The sequence below is a fragment of the Devosia sp. genome, assembly GCF_036563435.1.
GTDB lineage: Bacteria > Pseudomonadota > Alphaproteobacteria > Rhizobiales > Devosiaceae > Devosia.
The window spans coordinates 168,590-190,390 of the sequence record NZ_DATCMJ010000014.1 but is presented as its reverse complement, the minus strand read 5'-3'; the positions used below and the strand labels follow the sequence as shown (position 1 = coordinate 190,390).

The window sequence follows — 21,801 nt, the reverse complement described above, 5'->3', positions numbered from 1 at the left end:
CCGGAGGAAATCTAGAGGGACTTTCTATGACTTTGGCACTCTGGCTGATCGTCGTATGCGGCGCTCTGTCCATCGTTTACGGCGTTATGACGACGCAACAACTGCTGGCCGCCGATAGCGGCACCATTCGCATGCAGGAAATCTCGGCCGCCGTGCGGGAGGGCGCGTCGGCCTATCTCAAGCGGCAATATACCACCATCGGCATTGTCGGTCTGGTGATCCTGGTCGCCGCCTTCCTGTTGCTCGGCATCTATGCCGCCATCGGCTTCCTGCTCGGCGCGGTGCTTTCGGGCGCGGCCGGCTTTATCGGCATGAATGTTTCGGTGCGTGCCAATGTGCGCGTCGCCCAGGCCGCCATCGGCTCCCTCGGCAAGGGGCTCGACCTCGCCTTCAAGAGCGGTGCCGTCACCGGCCTTCTGGTCGCGGGCCTCGGCCTCCTCGGCGTCACGCTCTACTTCATCATCCTCACCCAGTTCCTGGGCTTTGATCCCACCTCGCGCACCGTGATCGACGCGCTGGTGGCGCTGAGCTTTGGCGCCTCGCTAATCTCCATCTTCGCCCGCTTGGGCGGTGGCATCTTCACCAAGGGCGCCGACGTGGGCGGCGACATGGTGGGCAAGGTCGAAGCCGGCATTCCCGAGGACGATCCGCGCAACCCGGCCACCATTGCCGACAATGTGGGCGACAATGTCGGCGACTGCGCCGGCATGGCCGCGGACCTCTTCGAGACCTATGTAGTCACCATCGTCGCCACCATGGTCCTGGCGGCCATCATCCTGCCCGACGCCTTCAAGCTGATCGGCATGGTCCTGCCTCTGGCGATCGGCGGCGCCTGCGTGGTGACCTCGATCATCGGCACCTATTTCGTCAAGCTCGGCGCCGACAACAACATCATGGGCGCCCTCTACAAGGGCATCATCGCCACCGGCGTCCTGTCGCTGGTCGCCCTGCTGCCGGTGCTCTGGCTGATCTTTGGCGACATGAACGTCGCCATCGAGGCCACCGACAAGACCTTCACCCCCTGGGCCCTGTTCTGGTGCGGCGTGGCGGGCCTCATTATCACCGGCCTCATCATCGTCATCACCGAATACTATACCGGCACCAACCGCCGTCCGGTCAATTCCATCGCCGAGGCCTCGGTCACCGGCCACGGCACCAATGTCATCCAGGGCCTCGCCGTCTCGCTCGAATCCACCGCGCTCCCCGCGCTGGTGATCATTGCGGGCATCATCGTCACCTATAACCTTGCCGGTCTCTTCGGCATTGCCTTTGCCGTCGCTACCATGCTGGCTCTGGCCGGCATCGTCGTGGCGCTCGATGCCTTCGGCCCGGTCACCGACAATGCCGGCGGCATTGCCGAAATGGCGGGCCTCCCCGACGAGGTGCGCCACAATACCGACGCGCTTGATGCCGTCGGCAACACCACCAAGGCCGTCACCAAGGGCTATGCCATCGGCTCGGCAGGCCTTGGCGCTCTCGTCCTGTTCGCCGCCTATACGCAGGACCTGATCTATTTCTCGTCGCTTCCCGACGCGCCGGCGATCTTCCAGGGCGTGGGCAACTTGAGCTTCTCGCTGGCCGACCCTTACGTGGTGGTAGGCCTCCTGTTCGGCGGCCTGCTGCCCTTCCTCTTTGGCGGCATGTCGATGACGGCCGTCGGCCGTGCCGCGCAGGCGGTGGTGGTGGAAGTGCGCCGCCAGTTCCGCGAACATCCCGGCATCATGGCCGGCACCGAAAGGCCCGACTATGGCCGCGCCGTCGACATGCTGACCAAGGCCGCGATTCGCGAAATGATCGTGCCCTCGCTGCTGCCGGTGCTGTCGCCGATCGTGGTCTTCTTCGTGATCTACTGGATCGCCGGTGCCGCCGCCGGCTTCTCCGCCCTCGGCGCCATGCTGATGGGCGTCATCGTCACCGGGCTCTTCGTCGCCATCTCCATGACCGCCGGCGGCGGCGCCTGGGACAATGCCAAAAAGAGCTTCGAAGACGGCTTCACCGATTCGCACGGCGTGGTCCACCACAAGGGATCTGACGCCCACAAGGCTTCCGTCACCGGCGACACCGTCGGCGACCCCTACAAGGACACCGCCGGCCCCGCGGTCAACCCGATGATCAAGATCACCAACATCGTGGCCCTGCTGCTGCTCGCGGTGCTGGCGCATCTGGGCTAGGGCGGCGGCCCCACCCACCAGCCGTCACCCTCGGGCTCGGCGCCAACCTGAACAATGATCAGGCTTCTTCTGACAACGATGTGGCAGTCGTCTCCCTCCCCCTTGAGGGGAGGGATCAAGGGTGGGGGTTCTGCGCTATCCACCCGCTCAGGCGCTAGTCGAACGCTGGAACCCCCACCCTCACTCCCTCCCCTCAAGGGGGAGGGAAGCCCGTGCTGTGGATGGTGCAAGATCGTGCCCCAACCACTGAGCGGCACCTCCCCCTCGACGGGGAAGGATGGGAGGGGGTGTGGTTTAGCCCCGATCGACCGGCTAACCCACCATCCGTCGGCCCACCCACCAGCCGTCACCCTCGGGCTCGACCCGAGGGCCCTGCACTTGCAGAGCGCTGGCTGAAGCAAAGATCCCTCGGGTCAAGCCCGAGGGTGACGTTCCGGGGCGGGGCAACTAGCTCCCTGCGTTCACCAGAAGAAGGTCCTAGCTTCCTATAACCGCGATGTGGCAGTCGTCTCCCTCCCCCTTGAGGGGAGGGATCAAGGGTGGGGGTTCTGCGCAATCCACCCGCTCAGGTGCTAGTCGAACGCTGGAACCCCCACCCTCACTCCCTCCCCTCAAGGGGGAGGGAAGCCCGTGCTGTGGATGGTGCAAGATCGTGCCCAACCACCGAGCGGCACCTCCCCCTCGAGGAGGAGGATGGGAGGGGGTGTGGTTTAGCCACCATCGACCGGCTCCATCCCCCAGCCGTCGGCCCACCCACCAACCGTCACCCTCGGGCTCGACCCGAGGGCCCTGCACTTGCGGAACGTGGTTGAAGTAAAGCCCCCTCGGGTCAAGCCCGAGGGTGACGTTCAGTGGTGGCGAAAGGCAATCGGGCTGCTTGGAGTGTCACCGCCCACACAAACTTATCCCCACCCCCTCTTGCCCAGCATATCCTCCCTCCATCCACCCCGCGCAGGCGGCCTGCAGGCGACAGTGGCGGGAGTGGGCCGGGCGCATGGCAACGTCAGCCAGGGCGGGTCGAGGCATGGGCCGGAATCTCCGCGAGCGTTGGAGATCCCGCGAGTCCCGTGTCCGGCATAAAACCGGACGTCCCGAGACGGCGATCGTCTCACATAAATCATCTCAAGAGGCGAAAGCCGTCTCGGGATCCGCTGCCTCTTTGCAACCGGAAGCGTCAAGGCCATCCGGAGCCTTGTCGCGCCCGTTTGACTCGGGCGTGTCGAAAGCGATCAAATTCGCTCGTCGTCTCGTTACCAACTCCCGGAGGAAACACCATGCCGATCACCGTTCAGGGCATCTATGCCTGTGCCGCCGTGTCCGATTTCGAGCGGGCGCTGGCCTGGTACGGCAAGCTGATGGGCCGTCAGCCCGATGACCAGCCATTTCCCGGCATGGCGCAGTGGCGCAATATGGGGGCAGCGGGCGTCCAGCTCTGGCACGAGCCCGAACATGCCGGCCATGGGCAGATGACCATTGTCGTGCCGGCCATGGAGGTCGAAGTGGCGCGGCTGGCCGAGGCCGGCATCGTGGCGGGCCCAGACCTCGGCAACAGCGCGTTCGGCGTGATCCGGCAAGTGACCGATCCGGAGGGCAATCGCATTACCCTGGCCGAGCCGCCCAAGGGCTTCGTCAACGTCTAGGGGCGTCGTCCTGCGCTTCCAGCACGCCGATGACGCGGCCGAGAAGATCGAGGAATTGCCGGCGCTCCCCGGGCGTCAGCTGTTCGAGCACCAGCGTATTGACCGCCAGCGCCGCCGCTTCCACCTCGGGCAGCTTCTCGCGCGCCAGCGGCGTCAGCGCCACCAGCATGGAGCGCCCGTCGTCGGGATTGGGCCGGCGCGACACCAGCCCGTCGCGCTCCATGCGGTTGAGCGTCGCCGTCATGGTCTCCTGCTTGACCGATGCGCGCTCGGCGATCTCCTTTTGCGTCGCCTCCCCATGCTCGAGCGCCAGCAGCACCGGCATATGGGCCGGTGACAGGCCGATGGGGGAGAGGTGGCGGTCGAGTTCGCGCACCAGGAGGCGCCCCGCCCAATTGGTCAGGTAGCCGACGGAGGTCTCACGCAGCAGGGGCATTTACATAGCACACTATCTAAGTATATAGTTGGCTCACTATATGCACCTTCCATCGATGTTCCAAGGGAGCAGGACCATGCCTTTACGGAGTTCCGCGCAGAAATACGGCAGCGTCGCCATCGCCATCCACTGGCTGACGGCCCTGGCCATTGTCCTGATGCTGGCCAGCGGCCTCAATGCCGCGAACATGCCCGATGGCGCGCAAAAGCTCGGCCTGCTGCGCTTTCATGCCATAACCGGCATGCTGGTGGGCGTGCTGACGCTGTTGCGGATCCTGTGGTGGCTCGTCTTCGACAAGCACCCGGGGAACCCGCCGGGCATGCCGGCGCCGCAGCTTTGGGCGGCGCGGCTGGTGCATTTGGGCCTCTATGTCGTGATCCTCGTCATGGTGTCGAGCGGCTTTGCCACGGTGATCCTGACGGGCGCCAATCTGCAACTGTTCGGCAATGCGCCCCTGCCATTGCCCGACTTCTCGCTGGCGCCACCCTTCACCGTCCACGGCATCATCGCGCGCCTCCTGATCGCGTTGCTTGTCGTCCATATCGGCGCCGCACTCTGGCACCAGTTCGTCCGCGGCGACCGGCTGCTGGCCCGCATGGGGTTGGGCCGCTAGGGGCGTCTGGTGCCGGGGACGTCCTGGCCGTTCTGGTGGAGGACCAGGCCCGTGGCGACGCCATCGGCGCCGGTCTCGAAGCTGATTTGGGCGTCCACGGCCTTGAGGAAGAAGCGCCTGTCGCTTTCGGGATAGGCCTCCAGGCGATCCTGCCCGCTGGCCTGCACGAAGAGGCGCCCGTTCTCGGCGGTAACGGCTATGGAAAATTCCGGCCCCAGTTCATAGGTGCCGACATAGTTGTCGAGCAGGGCCGGATCGATCTCCACCGCCTCCCGCTGGGGCGGCTGTGGCACCAATGGCACGGCGGGATCGATCAGGTGAAAGCCGATATCCTCGATGCCGGTCGCAGTCAGCTGGTTGGCCAGCACCACGACGGCCCGTCCGCTCTGGCGGTCGAAGCCGGCAAAGCTGTTGAAGCCCCCGGTCATGCCATTGTGCCAGACCGTGCTGCCGCCCTCGCGTTCGCGGATCATCCAGCCCAGCCCGATCGACATGCCGGGCGATCCTGCGGGGCGGGTGCGCTCCAGCATCAGCGCGAAGGCTGGGGCCAGCGGCGTCTCGATCTGCCCGCTCGCCGCGGCAATGAACCTGGCCATGTCCCTCGCGCTGGAGCGCCAGCCGCCCGCGGCGGCAAACACGTCGAAATCCCAGTGCGGCACAGGCTCTCCCGCCGCGTCATGGCCGCCGGCGAAGCGCGCTATTTTATCCCCGCTCACCACCAGCAGCGTATCCTCCATCCCCAGGGGCTCGAGAATGCGCTCCGTCACGAGTTCCCCATAGGAGCGGTTCGCAGCATGGGCGATGGCGACGCCAAGGAGGGCATAGCCGGTATTGCTGTAGCTGTAATGGATGCCCGGTTCGCTGGCGAGCGGCAGCTTGCCCACGGTGTCGAGCAGCATGTCCTGCGTATAGGCAGGGTAGGGATTGGCCGGATCGGCAAAGGCGAGTTCGGGCGGGATCGGGGGCAGGCCGGCCGAATGGGTCGCAAGGTCGAAGAGCGTAACAGGCGTGCCTTCGAAGTCGGGCATGTCCGTGCCCTCGGGCAGGTAGTCTTCGACCGCGCTGTCGAGGTCCATCGTGCCGTCGAGCACCATTTGCGCCAGGAGGAGGCTGGTGAAAATCTTGCTCAGCGAGCCGATCTCGAACAGCGTGGTTTCGTCCACCGGCGTCGAGCTGCCGGCCTCGGTCACGCCATGGCTGGCAAAGGCGGGCGTTCCGTCTTGGACGACGGCGGTGACGAGCCCGGTGCCGTGCCCGTCACGGTCGATCCGGTCGGCAATGATCCGGGCAGGGTCCGGCGCCTCTTGTGCCAGGGCAGGGCTGGCAAGGAGCGCCAGCAGCGCCAGCAGCGCCAGCGCGACAGGGCGGTATGTCATGGGCGGCCTCCGGCATCGTGTCCTGGTTCAGAGCACAACGCCAGAGGCCGGGATAGGATCGCTACTTGGCCGCCTTGGCCATTTCGATGGAGTCGAGGATCACCTTGCGGGCATCGGTGAGGTTGCCGATGCGGTCGATCTTGGCCCACTTGCCGGGCTCGAGATCCTTGTAATGGGTGAAGAAGTGCTTCACGCGCTCGAGCTGGATTTCGGGGAAATCGCCGATGTCCTGGATGTTGTCATACATGCGCGTGAGCTTCGATACCGGCACGGCAATGATCTTTTCGTCCTGTCCGCCATCGTCTTCCATGTAGAGGACGCCGACGGGGCGCGAGCGCACCACGGCGCCGGGCACCAGCGGGCGCGAATTCATGACGATGACGTCGAGCGGGTCGCCGTCGCCGCAGAGGGTATGGGGCACGAAGCCGTAATTGCCGGGATAGCGCATCGGCGTATAGAGGAAGCGATCCACAAACAGCGCCCCGGAATCCTTGTCGATCTCGTATTTGATCGGCTCGCCGCCCAGCGGCACTTCGATGATCACGTTGAGGTCGTCGGGCGGGTTCTTGCCGGTTGGGATCGCGTCGATATTCATTGGGCTTGGCTCTCGTTCATCGGGGAAGCGACAAAGTCGGTGGGTTGTGCCCACAACAGGCCGCAAAGGCAAGCCAGTTTGCGCCGAGGTGCCATGCAAAGGAAGTCAGGATGAAGCCGATTGCCGCCGCCGCTCTGATGATGCTGGGCTGTGCCACACCGGCAATGGCCGCGTTCAACAGCGCCTATACCGATCTCGATCTTGACCTCTGCCTCGTGCTCGATGCCGACGACTTTGGCGCCAGCTGGGCCTGTCCGGGCTACAAGGGCTATCCGCTGATGGTCACCGAAGGCGACCTCCGGTTTTCGCTGATCTACGGCTTTGGCGCCAAGATGGCGGACGGGCAGACCCTGCCGCCCTTCAACTATCTGGGTCCCAAGCTCGAGTGGCGGCTAAGCAATGCCTTGGGCCGCTGGATGCCCATTGCCACCATCGTGCGCTACCATACGGCTGATCCCGAAACCGGTGAGGACAAGGGCGAAGTCCTCGTGGTGACGCAGCTGGTGGAGGGCAATTCGTGCCACATCGCCTATGTGGATGCCCTGGCCAACAAGGATGCCAACGAACTGGCGCGCCAGGCAGCCGATGCCTCGGGCACGTTCGACTGCGCAACCGATGAGGTGGAGATCATCGGCGCCTTTTCGGCCTGGTAGCTAGGGGGCCGAGGCGGTCTTGACCTGGTTGCGCAGAATGGTGCGGTCGCGGCTGGAGACGCCGATCAGTTCGGCGATGCGCCAGACCATGTTGTCCTCCAGCTCGTGATTCTTGCTGTCGGCAAAGACCACGGTCCACATCATGCGGATGATCTCGATGCGGTCTTCCATCTCGAGCTGGGTGATAGCGGCGGTGAAGGTATAGAAATCCACGGCCTCCGCATCGCGGAGCGCCGCCTGTTTGACCAACTTATCCACGCTGGTCGAATCCAGGCCATAATGGCTCTGCAAAGCTGCCTTGATGGCGTCCCGTTCGGTGTCCTTCATCTGCCCGTCGACGGCAGCTAGGTGTACCAGCAGCGCCGCGACCGAAAGCTTGGGATCATGGACGTCCAGGGTTTCCTCGGGACGCGTAAACAGACGGGTGATGGCCTCGAACATGGCGAAAGCCTCCTTCGGGGAGCGAATCGAGCAGCGAAACGGGTTTGCACGCCGGGAGGCAGGCCTCAAACAGTTAGCAGCCTCCCCGATTCGCTCAATGGCTCAGTGGTGCTGTCACGCGCTCTTGACCGCCTTTGATGCCGCGGCGCCACACCAGCCTGATGAGGAAAGCAAGAAAAGGGACTCGACTCTCGAAAGATTCGGAGTCACCATGTTCCTGTTTTGTTCACTTCGAAAGGATTGGCGCGATGATCTCGCCCGATCGCCAACAGCGCATCGCCGCGCTGCGGGACACCATTGCCGATATCGAGCGCAAACCAGCGCTGGCCGAAGCCCGGGCAAGGGTGGAAGAGGACGGACGATTCCCCATGCTTGCTGGCGGCCTGCTGCAGGAAGTGTTCACCGATGACCGGCGCAATGCCGGGGCAAGCCTGGGTTTTGCCTTGGGACAGTTGCGCGGCCTTTTAAGTGACCAACGCATTGCCGTTATCTATCTGCAACTGGCGGACGAAGCGCAAAAACTGGGCATGCCCTATGGACCGGGGTTCAAGCATTTCGGGCTCGACCCAAGTGCCATGATCCTGGTGCGTCCCGCCAATATGGCCGAACTGCTATGGGCGGCCGAGGAGGCGATCGCCTGCCAGGCGGTGGCCGGCGTGGTGGCCGATATTGCCGGGCATCAAAAGCTGCTCGATTTCACTGCCAGTCGGCGCCTCAGCCTGAGGGCCGCGGAAGCTGGCAGTTCGGTGTTTGTGCTTCGCTATGGCACCCAGCGCCAGACCAGTGCGGCGCAATTGCGCTGGCATCTGATGCCGACGCGCAGCGGGCGCAAGCAATTTGATGATCGAGCGCCAGGCCCGGCGCGATGGAAGGTTAGGCTCGAACGCGGCTCATTGATCAAACAGCATGCCGAATGGGTGCTGGGATGGACCGAAAATGGATTTTCAAACTTCACTTCTCGAACCGATCAGTCCATCCGTCCGGCAGCGCCGCTTTCTCGTGCTGTTCCTGAGCACCTGGCCCACCGACTATCTCAAGCGGGCTGACCCAGCGCTTGCAGGTCCGCTGGCACTTTACGAAAAGATCAAGGGCGGCCTCAGGATCGTTGCATTTGATAGCGAGGCCGCCCAGGCTGGCATTATGCTTGGCCAAACCCTGGTCAATGCCCGAGCCCTGGTACCCACTTTGACGGCCCGGGAAATCAACTGGCCGCTGCTCGAAGCCGGTTTTGCCGACTTTGCCGATTGGCACTCCAATGCCAGTCCCATGGTGGCGGTGCTAGACGATGTCAGCCGCTTCGGCGATCTGGTGCTCGACATAACCGGGGTGGATCACCTGTTCGGCGGTGAACGCGCCATGCTGCGCCTGCTCCTGACCCGGCTGCGCCTCCTCGGCTACAGCGTTACCGGCGCAATCGCTCCCACCATCGGTGCGGCTTGGGCGGCCAGCCATTTTTTGTCCAGCCGGGTCATCGAGGCGGAGGAGCTTGTCCCCCTGCTCAATGCTTTGCCGGTCTCCGCTCTCAGGCTCAACGAGCAGCAGGTTGCCACCCTGACCCAGATGGGTCTCAAGACTATCGGCCAGTTGCGCCAGCGCCCGCGCAAACCATTGCAGGCGCGCTTCGGGTTATCCTTGCTGACCAGGCTCGATCAGGCCTATGGCCTCATCGAAGAGCGCATGGCGCCGCGCCTGCCGGTTGCCGAACACCATGTCGAGCGGCGCTTTGCCGATCCCATCGGACTGATGGATGACGTGTTGGCCTGCGCACATGACCTTGCCATCCAACTCGCCTACCGGCTCGAGGCTGACGGCAAGGGCGCTCAGGCCTTTCATCTGTTTTTGTATCGGGTCGATCACAAGGTCATGTCTTTGTCGGTCAATTCGGCCAGAGTGACCCGCGATCCCCATCACATCACCCAGTTGTTCGTCCATCGGGCCGAACGGCTTTCGGGAGATTATGACGCGGGGTTTGGGATCGACATGATCCGGCTGGCCGCCAGTTCGCTCGACATGCTCGAGCCCAGCCAGCTGGGGGCATTTTCTGGCGACGACGGGACGCAGGATCTCGATCAGCTCAATGATCGCATGGCCAGCCGTCTTGGCGCCATGGCGGTGCTGCGGACTCAGATGGTGGCCAGCCATATGCCGGAACGCAGCGCCCGGCTGGTTCCGACCCAGGGTGGCAAGCCGGCCGTGGCCGCACCGCGTTTGTTCACGCGTCCGGTGCGATTGCTGCCCGTGCCGGAATATGTAGCCATTAGCGCTGAAGTGCCCGACGGGCTGCCTGCATTGATGATCTGGCGCCGCCAGCAATACCGGCTGGTCAAGGGGGCCGGTCCGGAGCGGCTGGAAGAAGAGTGGTGGCGTTTTGCGGAACGACTCGAACTTGTGCCGCCACCCGAGCCCAAGCAGCCCGAGCCAGGCGAGAAACTCGAGCCGCCGCCTTACATTCCTGAACTCCCCCTCCATGAGCCGGACCAGAAGGTGCGTGACTACTATCGTGTCGAAGACGAAGACGGCCGGCGCTTCTGGCTCTTCCGCCTTGGGTTCTATGGCGGCCCGGCCATGCCGACCTGGTATCTGCATGGGTTTTTCTCATGAGCCAGGTCATCACGTTGCCGCCGTCCCGTTCGGTTCGTCTGCCGGTCCTGCGGACGCCGGACTATGTCGAGCTGATCGGAACCAGCAATTTTTCCTTTCTGCGCGGCGCTTCCCATCCCGAGGAGCTGGTTTCGGCCGCGATTCATCTGGGCCTCAGCGCCTTTGGTCTCTGCGACCGCAACAGTTTTGCCGGCGTGGTGCGAGGCTATGTGGCAGCGCGAGACCATCAGGAGCGTCCCGCCCATTTCCGCTATCTTGTCGGGGTTCGGCTCTGCTTTGCCGATGGCACGCCCGACATCATCGCCTATCCAAGTAACCGTGTGGCCTATGGAAGGCTGTGCAAGCTGCTGACCATTGCCAATCAGCGTGGAGAGAAGGGCAAGCCGATCCTGCATTTTGCCGATCTGTTCGGCGCCGCCAGCGTCTCGGCCGACCACCAGGGTCCGCCGGAACACCATGCCCAGGGGCAGCTCTTCATCCTTATGCCCGATGAAACCGATTGGGCGCATACGGAAAACATTCTCGGCCAGCTCAGCCGCTCCGCGCCGGGCCGGGTCTGGGTGGCCGGGACGCCGCGTCTGGATGGCGAGGATCGGGCCAGGCTCAATCGCGTCGCGGCTTTGGCGCGGCGCCATGGGGCGCAGATGATAGCCAGCAATGACGTGCTCTACCACGAACCGAGCCGCCGGGTGATTGCCGATGTGGTGACCTGCATTCGTGAAGGCACCACCTTGGAGGATGCCGGCTGGCTGATGTCGGCCAATGCCGAACGGCATCTCAAGCTCCCAGCGGAGATGGCAAGGCTGTTTGCAGAGCATCCAGATGCCATTGCTCAGACCAAGCTGTTTGCTGACCGGATCGGATTTTCGCTCGATCAGCTGGAATACAACTATCCCGAAGAAACCGTAGGCAATGGCGAAACAGCGCAGGAGACGCTGGAGCGCTTGACCTGGCAGGGTGCGGAAAAACGCTTCCCCGATGGCCTGCCAGCAGAAACCCGGGCGCAAATCCTTGAGGAACTCAAGCTCATCAATGACAAGGGCTATGCCGCCTATTTCCTGACCGTGCAGGATATTGTGCGCTATGCGCGCTATGACCTCGGTATTCTGTGTCAGGGGCGAGGCTCGGCGGCCAACTCCACCGTCTGCTATTGTCTTGAAATAACAGAGGTCGACCCCCGCAAGGCGACCCTGGTCTTTGGCCGCTTCATCTCCACCGAGCGCGACGAGCCGCCCGACATCGACGTCGATTTCGAACACGAGCGGCGCGAGGAGGTGATGCAATACATCTACAAAAAGTATGGCGGACAGCGCACCGGTCTGACGGCAAATGTCATCTGCTACCGCTCCAAAAGTGCCATTCGGGAAGTAGCCAAGGTGTTCGGAGTGTCCGAAGACACCGTTGCTGCTTTCAACCAGCTTCATTGGGGCTGGGGGTCAAAGCTCGATCTGGGCAAGGTCAGGACGTTGGGCCTCAATCCGGACGACCCGGTGCTGGCGCAGATGTTTGAAGTGGTGAAGGTCCTGCGAGGTTTTCCACGCCACTTGTCACAGCATGTTGGTGGCTTCGTCATCACCCGCGACAGCCTCGAAAGCCTGGTGCCGATCAGCAAGTCGGCAATGGATAGCCGTACCATTATCGAATGGAACAAGGACGACATCGACGCCCTGAAGATACTCAAGGTCGACGTGCTGGCGCTTGGCATGCTGACCTGCCTCCGGCGGGCCTTTGGCCTTTTGGAGCAGCATTACGGGCACAAGGTCGAACTCGCCCAGTTACAAACGGAGGAATATGATCATCCCGAGCGCGCCAGACCCGTCTACGAGATGACCCATCGGGCCGATACGGTCGGGGTGTTCCAGATCGAGTCCCGGGCGCAGATGACCATGCTGCCGCGCCTCAAGCCCAAGGAATTCTATGACCTCGTCATCGAGGTAGCCATTGTCCGGCCCGGTCCGATTCAAGGGGGCATGGTCCACCCCTACCTCAAGCGGCGTGAGGGCAAGGAAAAGTGGGTCGCCAATCCCGATGATCCCCTGGACCAGGTGCTGAAAAAGACGCTGAGCATCCCCCTGTTCCAGGAACAGGCCATGCAGATGGCCATTAAGGGCGCCGGCTTTACTGCCGGAGAGGCGGATCACTTGCGCCGGGCCATGGCGGCCTGGCGCCGCACCGGCAAGATCGGGGGGTTCAGGGACAAGTTCATTACCGGCATGATGAACAATGTCCGCGGCTACAGCCGGGAGTTTGCCGAGCGTTGCTTTTCCCAGATCGAGGGATTTGCCGAATATGGCTTTCCGGAAAGCCATGCCGCAAGCTTTGCCCTGCTTGTCTATGCCTCGTGCTGGCTCAAGTGCCACTATCCCGATGTGTTCTTGTGCGCGCTGCTCAACTCACAGCCGATGGGCTTTTATGCGCCAAGCCAGCTGGTTCGCGATGCCACCGAACATGGGGTGAAGGTGCTGCCAGCCGATATCAATCTTTCTCCCAAGGACAGCACGCTGGAACAGACCACCCATGAGCTGCGTCAGCATATCTGGCCAAGACATGTCGAGATGGCAGACTACATCCTCACCAATAAGGCGGTTCGTCTCGGGCTGCACGCTGTGGAAGGACTGGCGCAGAAGGACATGGAGAAGATTGTTGCCGGGCGGGGCGAAGGCTATGCCTCGGTGCGCGATCTTTGGCTTCGTACAGGCGTGCCGATTGCCAGCCTTGAAAAACTGGCACGTGCCGATGCCTTCGGATCGCTCGGGCTGAGCCGGCGTGACGCGCTATGGGTCGTGAAAGGACTCGTCGGTACGCACGGCGCAGAAATGCTGCCTCTCTTTTCGACTTCGGGTCTGCCCTCAAGTTCACCAGTTGAGGATGCTGCCAACCTGCCTGCGATGTCGCCGGGCGAAGAGGTCATCCACGACTACTCCACCCTGTCGCTGTCGCTCAAGGGCCATCCGGTGCAGTTCCTTCGGCCCATGCTGGATGACCGGGGCACGACGCGGGCAGCCAACTTGGGCACTGTCAATCCAGATGTGCGGATCGAAGTGGCGGGACTGGTGCTGGTGCGCCAGCGGCCGGGTACGGCGAGCGGGGTGATTTTCGTCACGCTCGAGGACGAGACCGGGGTGGCTAATCTCGTGGTCTGGCCCAAGCTGTTCAACGATGACCAGATGCGCAAGACGCTGCTGTCGAGCCGCATGCTGGCGGTTCGCGGCAAGGTACAGCGTGAAGGGGTGGTCATCCACGTCATCGTCGAGGACATGGTCGATCTGACGCCCCATTTGCTCGATTTGTCGCATGGCGTGGATATTGGCGACGCCGTGGTGGCCCGTGCCGACGAAGGCAAGTCGGGGCCGCATGGCAGCCAGAGCCGGGATCGCAATGCTATTCGGGAGATCGAAATGGCACGGCGACGGGCCTATGCCGCCCTGCCCAGCGGCCGGAATTTTCATTGAGGCGCAATCATCGGCTGGCAACGGCATTAATCCGCTGTTCACTCTCCCCTAGGGAAAAGATCTTATGGAGCGGACCAGATGCTTTCGCCCAAGCCGTTCTTCATCCATCGAGCGTTGTAGTTCGTCATGACAGGGGAATTGGTTGTTTAGCTCAGCGCGCAAGACAATGCCGGCACTCGATTATGTGTCGGTGATCCGCTCGGTCTATGCCGATCGGGGCGCGATGCTGGCCGGGGCTTTCGCGAGTGCCTTCGCTGCCGGCATTTCGGCTTTCCACACCAACTCCATCGCCCTTTATATCTTCGCCCTTGCCTTCATCGTCATCGGTTTGCTGCGCTACCTCAACATGCGCGCCTTCTGGCTTGCGGCCATCGACAGCGACGATGCCCTGGCGGCAGAGGCTTGGGAAAACCGGGCCGTCGCCATCGGCAGCGCCTTGGCACTGGTCTATGGCCTCTGGTGCCTGGTCAGCATGCTGGTGGTGCGCGATCCCTATGCCGAACTCGTTAGCTCGACCCTGACCATCGCCGTGATGGTGGGCATTTGTACCCGCAATTTTGGCCTCGACCGGCTGGTGACGCTGCAGATGGCTCTGGTCATCTCACCACTGTCCTTGGGCCTGCTGCTGCGCAACGATGTCTACCATCCAGTACTGGCCATCTTGCTGATCGTCATGCTCAGCAGCTTTCGCAAGCTCGCCGGCGACATCCGAAGCCTTTTGCTCAGTGCCGTTCATGGCCGGGTCGAAGCCTCGCGCCTGGCTGCCGAACTCGATATGGCCATGGCCACGCTCGAACATGGCCTCTGCATGCTCGACGAGCGCGGCGTGATCTCGGTGGCCAATGAGCGCGCGATCCGCCTCTTTGCCGAGCTGGGTCAGCCCAACCTTATCGGCCAACCCTTTGGCTCGGTTCTTGCCGATCTGACCGACAGCACAATGCTGCCGCGGACCGCCGTCGATCGCCTCGCCGATCTGATCAGCACGCGCGCGCCCGGCAAGGTCCTCCTGTGCTTTGGCGAAGACCGCTACCTCGAAGTGACCGTCAGCGCCCGCAAGGAGCGCTGCGTCCTCTTGTTTGAAGACATCAGCGAACGCGTCTCCGCCGAGGAGAAGATCAATTTCATGGCGCGCCACGATGCGCTGACGCAGTTGCCCAACCGTACCTATTTCGGCGATCTTGCCAGCGAAGACCTGCTGGAGCGCCAGCGCCCCGAAGCCGCCGAACGCCTGGTCTCGCTGACGCTGATCGACATCGACGATTTCAAGCATGTCAACGATACGCTCGGGCACATGGTGGGCGACAAGCTCCTGGTGGAAGTGTCGCGACGACTCCGCCAGGCTCTGCCCGTTGACTCCGTTCTGGCGCGGCTTGGCGGCGACGAGTTCGTCGTCTATCGCGGCGATGCGGGCGACGAGCGGCGGGTGGAACAAGATTGCACCGCCATTCTCCAGGCCTTTGCCGAGCCATTCGTGCTCGAGGAGCTGACCCTTACCGCGACTGTCAGCCTGGGCATTGCCCTCAGCGTTGACCGGGAGGAGGCGCTCGACACGCTTTTGACCAAGGCGGATCTGGCCCTCTACTCGGCCAAGGGCGACGGCAAGGCCCGCAGCCAGGTGTTCCATGCCCAAATGGACGTCGACTACCATTATCGGCAGCGGCTCAAGGCCGACCTGCGCAGCGCGGTGCAGTCCGACGGATTGAGCCTCGCCTTCCAGCCGCTGCTCGACATCCAGAGCCGCAAGGTCGTTGCCTGCGAGGCGTTGGCACGCTGGGACCATCCCGAACTTGGCCCCATTGCACCGTCGGTGTTCATCCCGCTGGCCGAGGAAATCGGGCTGATCTCGGATATCACGGCATGGGTGTTGCGCCGGGCGACACTCCAGTGCAGTCAGTGGCCCGACGACGTGGCTGTTGCCATCAATATATCAGCGCGCGATTTCCGGGTGCGCGATCTCAACGACCTCGTCGACAGCGCGCTGGCCTTCTCCGGCCTGACGCCGGACCGATTGGAAATCGAGGTGACGGAAACCGCCGTCATCGAAGAACGGGAGATTGCGCAGCGCGTTCTTAGCGACTTTTCCAAGCGCGGCATTGGCATTGCGCTCGACGACTTCGGGACCGGCTATTCCGCCCTGAGCTACCTGCACGCCTTGCCCTTCACCAAGCTCAAGATCGACCAGTCCTTTGTGGGCGACATCGAGCACAACGAACGGTCGCGGCGGCTCCTGGCAAACGTTGCCAAGCTCGGTCGCGATCTCGAACTCACAGTGGTGGCCGAGGGCGTGGAAACCGAGGCGCAGTGCAATCTCATCCGAACGGGAACCGAAATCCAGCAGGTGCAGGGCTACTATTTCAGCCGGCCGGTGCCGGAGCAGCAGATCGGCTGTGTGATCGAACATCTAAACAGCGGCCTCGATGCAGGCGAGGCAAACCTCCGCTGTGGTTAACGGTCGTTAACGCCTGCCAGATAACGCTTTTCACCGTGAATTCATGGACTTGGCCGTTGCAGCGGAAAATTTATCCGTACCCGCATAGCTAACCAAGCGTTACCGTGAACCTCGTTACAAGAGGTTCGTTTGCATGAGTTCTGCGCTTCAAGGCCAATCCAGTTCGTCGCGCTTTGCCGAGACGCTGATCGACCTGCTGGATCGGGTGGAATACCGGCGGGTGTCGGTGGACCAGCAGTTTGATCCCGTCTATCGCCTTCGCTACGAGGCCTATCGGCGGGAAGACTTCATCCCGGTCAACTCGCAGCAGGTGACCCGCGACAGCTACGATGATGCCGACAATTGCTACTGCTTCGGCGTCTATATCGATGGTAACCTGGTAAGCTCGCTGCGCTTTCACCATGTGACGCCAGAGAACCGGCAGTCCCCCAGCCGCACCATTTGGCCGGAGATCCTCGATCCGGCACTGGATCGCGGCGACAGCTATATCGACCCCAGCCGCTTCACCGCCGATCACGATGCCTCCCTTGCCTTGCCGGCGCTGCCCTACCTGACGCTGCGCATCGTCGCCATGGCCAGCGAGCATTTCGCCGTCCGCTACTGCATCGCCTCGGTTCGGGCGGAGCATGCAGCCTTCTACCGGCGAGTCTTCGGATCGGAACGGCTGGGTGATGAGCGCTTCTGGGGCGAGTTGCGCTTTCCCGTCTGCCTCTATGCAGCCGACGTGCCCACCATCCGCAACCGGGTGGCCGACCGGTTCCCGTTCTTCATGTCGACGCCCGAGGAGCGTGCCGCACTGTTTGCCCCGGATTCGGGACCGCGCAGGATCGTCTCACCCAGCGCACGTCTGGCGCACCGGCTGCGCGTCATCGAGAACCAGCACGCAGAGGTCGACTAGGAGGGGGAGTGGTGCCGCTTACGTGACTCGAACACGTGACCCCATCATTACGAATGATGTGCTCTACCAACTGAGCTAAAGCGGCAACGGGTGGCCTTTTACGTTGGGTTTGTGGCGGGTGCAAGAGGCAAGGCGGCCTCGGCCGGCAATTGCGGCAAGGGAGCCGCTTCGGCGGCGCGGTGGGTGACCGTCACCGGCACCTTCCACTCGAAGGCATCGAGCCGGCCGGTCACCGGCGAGATGGGCTCCCATTCGTCGCTCACGATGCCGTCAGCGGTCCAGGCCGGGTCGCGCGGCGCCCGCACTGCCCGCGACAGCCATTCACGGGCCTTGCCCTGATCGCCGCTCTGGCCTTCCTCGATTTCGGCCATGAGACTTGCCACGCCCTGCGTGACATCTCCGTCGACAAAGGGAGCAAGGGCCTGCCGGGCGAGCGGCCAGTCATAGGCGTCGATGGCGGCCCGGGCCAGGGTCATGCCGGCGGCGCGATGCGGCGGCGGCACGTCAATGATCTCGCGCAGGCGCTTGAGCCGCTCCAGTGCCGAGGCACCGGGTTGGGCATGGGCATAGAGGGCAGCGATATCCGGATGACTTGTGGCGCGCCAGATGCGGCGGAGAAGGCTCATGGCGCGGCGAGTCTCGCCTCGATTGATGTGGACGCGCGCCGCAATCAGGGCGGCCGGAACAAAGTCGGGAAGGAGCTTCAGCGCCGTCAGCGCATGGTCGAGTGCCGCCAGAGGCGCGCTGTTTTCCGCCTCGCGCGCACGGGCCGTCTCGATCACCGCCTGGCGCCGCCGCTTGCGGGCCCGCTCGGCGCGGCTGCCGGCCTGCTCGTTGTTGACCATGGCCACCGCTTCGGCCCATTGGCCGCGTTGCGTCATGTCATCGAACACGGCATCGGCGGCCCAGCCGCTGGAAGGCGCCAGGGCCATGGCCTTGCGCGCAAAGGTCAGCGCCGCCTCGGGGCGCTGCTGTGCCCGGGCCTGGTCATAAAGCCCGGTCAGGGCGGCCACGGCTGTTTTCTCGCTAGCGATCAGCGCCCGGTAGTGCTCACGAGCGGCCGGCATGTCACCAAGGGCCAGGTCCGCACGCGCCTCCAGCAACCGGGCCGCGGCATTGGTGGGCAGGCGCGCCTGAGCCTCCCGCGCCAGGTGCCGGGCTCGCGCCGGGTCTCCGGCCTGCAGGGCGATCACCGCGTCGGACAGGGCTTGGACGCCCTGCTCCTTGCGCCGCTCTCGGTTGCGGCGCGCCAAGTGTCGCGGCGCGCCCAGGATACGGCGCAGGATCGTCCAGATGATGATGACGGCAATGGCAATGACGAGAAAGATCAGCACGGCCGCGCCGAGGCGGGGTTGCATGCGGTAATTGGCCACTTCCAGGGTCAGGGTACCCGGAAGCGAAATCATCCAGGCAGCAAGTGCCGTGATCAGGAGGCTGCCGACGATCCAGGAGGCGAGACGGATCATTGCTGGGCCTCACCGGAGAGGGCGCTGGTCCGTACGGACTGGAGAAAGTTGGCCGCTTCTGCCTGGCTGGTAATCATTGCCGGCACTTCCCCGGCAGCGGCCAGCATGGGCTGGGGCAGTTGCTGCAGCAATGCATCGGCCGCGGCGAAATCGCGGCGCGCCACGGCGCCTTCCAGGCGCGACATGATCGCTTCGGGCGTGTCGCCTTCGATCTCGCCGGTGGGGCGCAGGGCGATGGCCGAGCGGAACCAGTCGAGGGCGCCGTCCTGCCATTGCGCATTAGGATCGGCCGGCGTGCCCGCAAGCATGGCGGGAAGAACCTCGGCAAAGCGGCTGGCGATCAGGTCAGGGCGGGGGAGGCCGTTCGCGGCATTGTTGGCAATGGCGCCGGGGATCAACGCATCCGGGGCTGCCGCGCGCAGGGCGGCCAGTTCAGCCTCATAGGGGCGGCCGGTTTCGAATGCTGTTTCGAGGCCGGATAGCACAAGCGGCAGCTGCAAGACGGCGCCAATGTCGCTGGGCTGATCGGCCAGGGCTGCCGTGGCTTCCGTAACGGATGTATCGAGCGTGCGCAGATTGGCTTCCGCCGTGCCGAGCCGCGCCGACAGTTCGTCGAGCTGTCCCGTCAGCCCGGCGATCTGGGCATTCAGTTCGCCGCTATCGACTTGCTCTGCCGGCGCATTGCTGACCGTGTCGACACGCGCGGCGAGATCGGCAAGCTGTCGCTCGATGGGTCCAAGATCCACCGGAGCGGCTTCGGCCGTGCTGACCGGTTCAGCTTCTTCCAGGGCGGCAATGCGCTGGTTGAGCGTCGCCAGTTCGGACTGGGTGGTCTGCGTCACCGTTTCGAGTTCGGGGATAGAAGTGGCGAACTGGGCAAGCCGCGGATCGGCTGGAGGTGTGGGCGCAGGCTGGTCTGGCCAGAGCCCCGCCCAGGCCAGACCATAGGCGGCAGCAAGGCCCAATACGCCTCCGGCAAGCGTCGCCCCGACAGGAAAACCCGGACGCGCAGCGGCAGGAGCAGGCGAAGGCCTGGCAGGCTTGGGCGCTTCAGCGACAGCTGGCTTGGGGCCGCTTGTGGTCGACGGTTTCGGCTCACTTTTGCCTGCAGCACCGGCAGCGCTGTCGCGCGCCTTCATGTCGAGAACGGGCGGCTTGACCGCGCCGGACTTGGCTTCGGGCTTTGCGGGCTCCGGTTTACCCGGAGCCTTGGGATCGTTACCTGTCGTGTCCGCCATCGCAGGGTGTCCTCTCTTGAGAGCCGATCATGGCCCAGTTTGCTCGCGCGCGAAAGCCAAGGCCAAGGCCATCATGGCATTTTCGTCCGGCCGGTCTGCCAGGCCGATGCGGGTGAAGTGTGCCTCGAGCAGCGGCACGGCCACGGCTTCGCTGAGGCACAGCATGCCCAGGCGCCGCCGTTGGTGCTGGCCGAGACCAGATGCGAGGTGGGCAAAGAGTTCGGCGGTGCGGCGGGAATAGCTGAGTACGGCTGCGATCGTTCCGTCGGCCAGTTCCGCAGTGATGCTCTGCGGCAGGGCCTCCACGGCAACCATTTCATAGATCTTGGCCGTCGCCACCATGACCCCGAGTGGCGCCAGCGCCTTGGCCAGGTCGGCACTCTGGTGCTTGCCCGAGGGATAGAAGATGGGGCCGCACATCCGGGCAATGGTCATTGCATTGACCAGGTCCTGGAACGAACCGGCGGCGCTGCTGACGCGGACGAAACCTGCATCGGTGGCTTCCGCAGCGGTCCGGTCGCCCACGGCAAAGACCGGCAGGTGACGATAGGGCTCGGCCTGTCCGCGTTCGACAAGTGTCCGCACCGCGTTGGCGCTGGTCACGACCATAGCGGTGAAGCCCTCAGGCGGGGGCAGGCTCGCGCCAAGCGGCTGGCGTACCATGACGGGCGCTGCCACGCATTCGATGTCCATGGCACGCAGCCGCGCCAAGGTCGATTGGGCATCGGGCTCGGGCCGGGTCACCAGCATCTTCATGGATGAGCGGCCCATTGCGCCAGCCATTCCGTTCCCGCCTGCCTGATCAGGTCCTCACCCACGGCCATGCCCAGCGTCAGCGGGTCCTCGCCGGCTGCCTCGCTTTCGAATGCAGTCTTGCCGTCCAGGCTGAGGATCTGACCCTTGAGCGTCAGGGTTTCACCCGCTCGGCTCGTCAGCGCCCCAACCGGCGTGCGGCAGGAGCCATCCAGCACGGCCAGCATGGCGCGTTCGGCGGTTATGGCAGCATTGGTCTCGCGGTGATCGAGGCTGGCGACCAGGGCTGCGCTGCGCGAGTCATCGCTGCGCACGGCGAGGCCGATCGCCCCCTGGGCGGGTGCGGGCATGAAGATATGAGGGTCGAGCGGAGCAGTGGCGCGATGCGCTTCGTTCAGCCGGTTGAGCCCGGCCATAGCCAGCATGGTCCCGTCGGCCACACCGTCGAGCAGCTTCTGCAGTCGCGTACCGACATTGCCGCGGAAGGGCACGATCTCAAGGTCGGGCCGCACGCGCAGGACCTGCGCGGCGCGGCGAATGGAAGAGGTGCCAAAGCGTGAGCGTTCGGCCATCTGATCGAGACTTGCAGCCTTGACCGACATGAAGGCATCGCGCACGTCCTCGCGCTCGAGGAAGGCCGCAAGGTGTATGCCGTCGGGCAGGCGCGTGGCCACATCCTTGGAGGAATGAACGCCGATATCGACGCGCCCCGCCAGCATGGCCTCGTCGATCTCCTTGGTGAACAGGCCCTTGCCGCCGATCTCGACAAGGCTGACATTGCTGGCCTGGGACCGGTCGCCGCCCGTCGAGATCACCTCGATGGCAATGTCCTCCTCCGGCACACCATGGGCCTGGCTCAGCCGCTGCCGCACCAGGCGGGCCTGCGCCAGCGCCAGCGGGCTGCCACGTGTTCCGATGCGGGTGAAGGGGGCTGGCGATTGCAAAGGCGGAATATCCTATAGTAGGCAGAAGCTCGAGCTTACGCTGCGGGAAGCCGTCAGCTTGCCGCAAAGGCTGCT

The 21,801-nt window shown here is 63.9% G+C and carries 17 protein-coding genes and 1 tRNA gene; 9 read left to right on the top strand and 9 right to left on the bottom strand.

From position 1 onward, the window contains the following. The first annotated feature begins 26 nt into the window (after positions 1-26). Together VIL88_RS09145 and VIL88_RS09140 are read left to right on the top strand one after the other, a co-directional pair. Positions 27-2,171, top strand: a complete 2,145-nt coding sequence (locus VIL88_RS09145; RefSeq protein ID WP_331987976.1) for a sodium-translocating pyrophosphatase — start codon at positions 27-29, stop codon at positions 2,169-2,171. Between the two features lie 1,274 nt (positions 2,172-3,445). Next, positions 3,446-3,811 carry a VOC family protein gene (locus tag VIL88_RS09140; RefSeq protein ID WP_331987974.1) on the top strand — a complete coding sequence of 122 codons (366 nt, stop codon included), beginning with the start codon at positions 3,446-3,448 and terminating at the stop codon, positions 3,809-3,811. On the opposite strand, the gene VIL88_RS09135 is transcribed toward VIL88_RS09140, so the two are convergent. Next, a complete protein-coding gene (locus tag VIL88_RS09135) occupies positions 3,801-4,247 on the bottom strand; it encodes a MarR family transcriptional regulator (RefSeq protein WP_331987972.1) in 447 nt (148 codons plus the stop codon). The genes VIL88_RS09140 and VIL88_RS09135 overlap by 11 nt on opposite strands. A gap of 76 nt (positions 4,248-4,323) precedes the next feature. Here VIL88_RS09135 and VIL88_RS09130 point away from each other — a divergent pair, with 76 nt between their 5' ends. Beyond that, a complete protein-coding gene (locus tag VIL88_RS09130) occupies positions 4,324-4,860 on the top strand; it encodes a cytochrome b (protein ID WP_331987970.1) in 537 nt (178 codons plus the stop codon). On the opposite strand, the gene VIL88_RS09125 is transcribed toward VIL88_RS09130, so the two are convergent. After that, entirely contained in the window at positions 4,857-6,236 is a 1,380-nt protein-coding gene (locus VIL88_RS09125) for a serine hydrolase (RefSeq protein WP_331987968.1), read from the bottom strand. The two genes, VIL88_RS09130 and VIL88_RS09125, sit on opposite strands and share 4 nt — an antisense overlap. 61 nt (positions 6,237-6,297) lie before the next feature. Further along, complete coding sequence (ppa, locus tag VIL88_RS09120) at positions 6,298-6,831, bottom strand: inorganic diphosphatase (RefSeq protein WP_331987966.1); 534 nt, start codon at positions 6,829-6,831, stop codon at positions 6,298-6,300. A gap of 110 nt (positions 6,832-6,941) precedes the next feature. Here ppa and VIL88_RS09115 point away from each other — a divergent pair, with 110 nt between their 5' ends. Next, on the top strand, positions 6,942-7,484 hold the full coding sequence (locus VIL88_RS09115) for a hypothetical protein (protein WP_331987964.1): 543 nt from the start codon (positions 6,942-6,944) through the stop codon (positions 7,482-7,484). On the opposite strand, the gene VIL88_RS09110 is transcribed toward VIL88_RS09115, so the two are convergent. Next, a complete protein-coding gene (locus VIL88_RS09110) occupies positions 7,485-7,925 on the bottom strand; it encodes a TerB family tellurite resistance protein (RefSeq protein ID WP_331987962.1) in 441 nt (146 codons plus the stop codon). It lies immediately after the preceding gene. A 248-nt stretch (positions 7,926-8,173) separates the two neighbouring features. On the opposite strand from VIL88_RS09110, the gene VIL88_RS09105 reads away from it, so the two are divergent. The 5 genes from VIL88_RS09105 to VIL88_RS09085 all read left to right on the top strand — a co-directional run bounded on the left by VIL88_RS09105 (position 8,174) and on the right by VIL88_RS09085 (position 17,325). Further along, a complete protein-coding gene (locus VIL88_RS09105) occupies positions 8,174-8,971 on the top strand; it encodes a hypothetical protein (protein WP_331987960.1) in 798 nt (265 codons plus the stop codon). Continuing rightward, positions 8,862-10,526, top strand: a complete 1,665-nt coding sequence (locus VIL88_RS09100; RefSeq protein ID WP_331987958.1) for a DNA polymerase Y family protein — start codon at positions 8,862-8,864, stop codon at positions 10,524-10,526. Before VIL88_RS09105 ends, VIL88_RS09100 begins: the two co-directional genes overlap by 110 nt. After that, a complete protein-coding gene (locus VIL88_RS09095) occupies positions 10,523-13,978 on the top strand; it encodes an error-prone DNA polymerase (RefSeq protein ID WP_331987956.1) in 3,456 nt (1,151 codons plus the stop codon). The genes VIL88_RS09100 and VIL88_RS09095 overlap by 4 nt, the downstream gene beginning before the upstream one ends. Positions 13,979-14,144: 166 nt before the next feature. Beyond that, a complete protein-coding gene (locus VIL88_RS09090) occupies positions 14,145-16,427 on the top strand; it encodes a putative bifunctional diguanylate cyclase/phosphodiesterase (RefSeq protein ID WP_331987954.1) in 2,283 nt (760 codons plus the stop codon). Positions 16,428-16,560: 133 nt separating this feature from the next. Further along, on the top strand, positions 16,561-17,325 hold the full coding sequence (locus VIL88_RS09085) for an N-acyl amino acid synthase FeeM domain-containing protein (protein WP_331987952.1): 765 nt from the start codon (positions 16,561-16,563) through the stop codon (positions 17,323-17,325). 9 nt (positions 17,326-17,334) lie between these two features. Here VIL88_RS09085 and VIL88_RS09080 read toward each other — a convergent pair. The 5 genes from VIL88_RS09080 to hemC all read right to left on the bottom strand — a co-directional run bounded on the left by VIL88_RS09080 (position 17,335) and on the right by hemC (position 21,726). After that, positions 17,335-17,410 (bottom strand) — tRNA-Thr (locus VIL88_RS09080). 13 nt (positions 17,411-17,423) lie between these two features. Further along, positions 17,424-18,791 carry a heme biosynthesis protein HemY gene (locus tag VIL88_RS09075; protein ID WP_331987950.1) on the bottom strand — a complete coding sequence of 456 codons (1,368 nt, stop codon included), beginning with the start codon at positions 18,789-18,791 and terminating at the stop codon, positions 17,424-17,426. Next, positions 18,788-20,029, bottom strand: coding sequence for a hypothetical protein (locus VIL88_RS09070; protein ID WP_331987948.1), 1,242 nt, complete (start codon positions 20,027-20,029; stop codon positions 18,788-18,790). Before VIL88_RS09070 ends, VIL88_RS09075 begins: the two co-directional genes overlap by 4 nt. A 27-nt stretch (positions 20,030-20,056) precedes the next feature. Continuing rightward, entirely contained in the window at positions 20,057-20,812 is a 756-nt protein-coding gene (locus VIL88_RS09065) for a uroporphyrinogen-III synthase (RefSeq protein WP_331987946.1), read from the bottom strand. Next, the gene (gene hemC / locus VIL88_RS09060; RefSeq protein ID WP_331987943.1) at positions 20,782-21,726 is read right to left on the bottom strand and encodes a hydroxymethylbilane synthase; all 945 of its coding nucleotides are present in this window, start codon (positions 21,724-21,726) and stop codon (positions 20,782-20,784) included. The genes VIL88_RS09065 and hemC overlap by 31 nt, the downstream gene beginning before the upstream one ends. Positions 21,727-21,801: the final 75 nt, after the last annotated feature.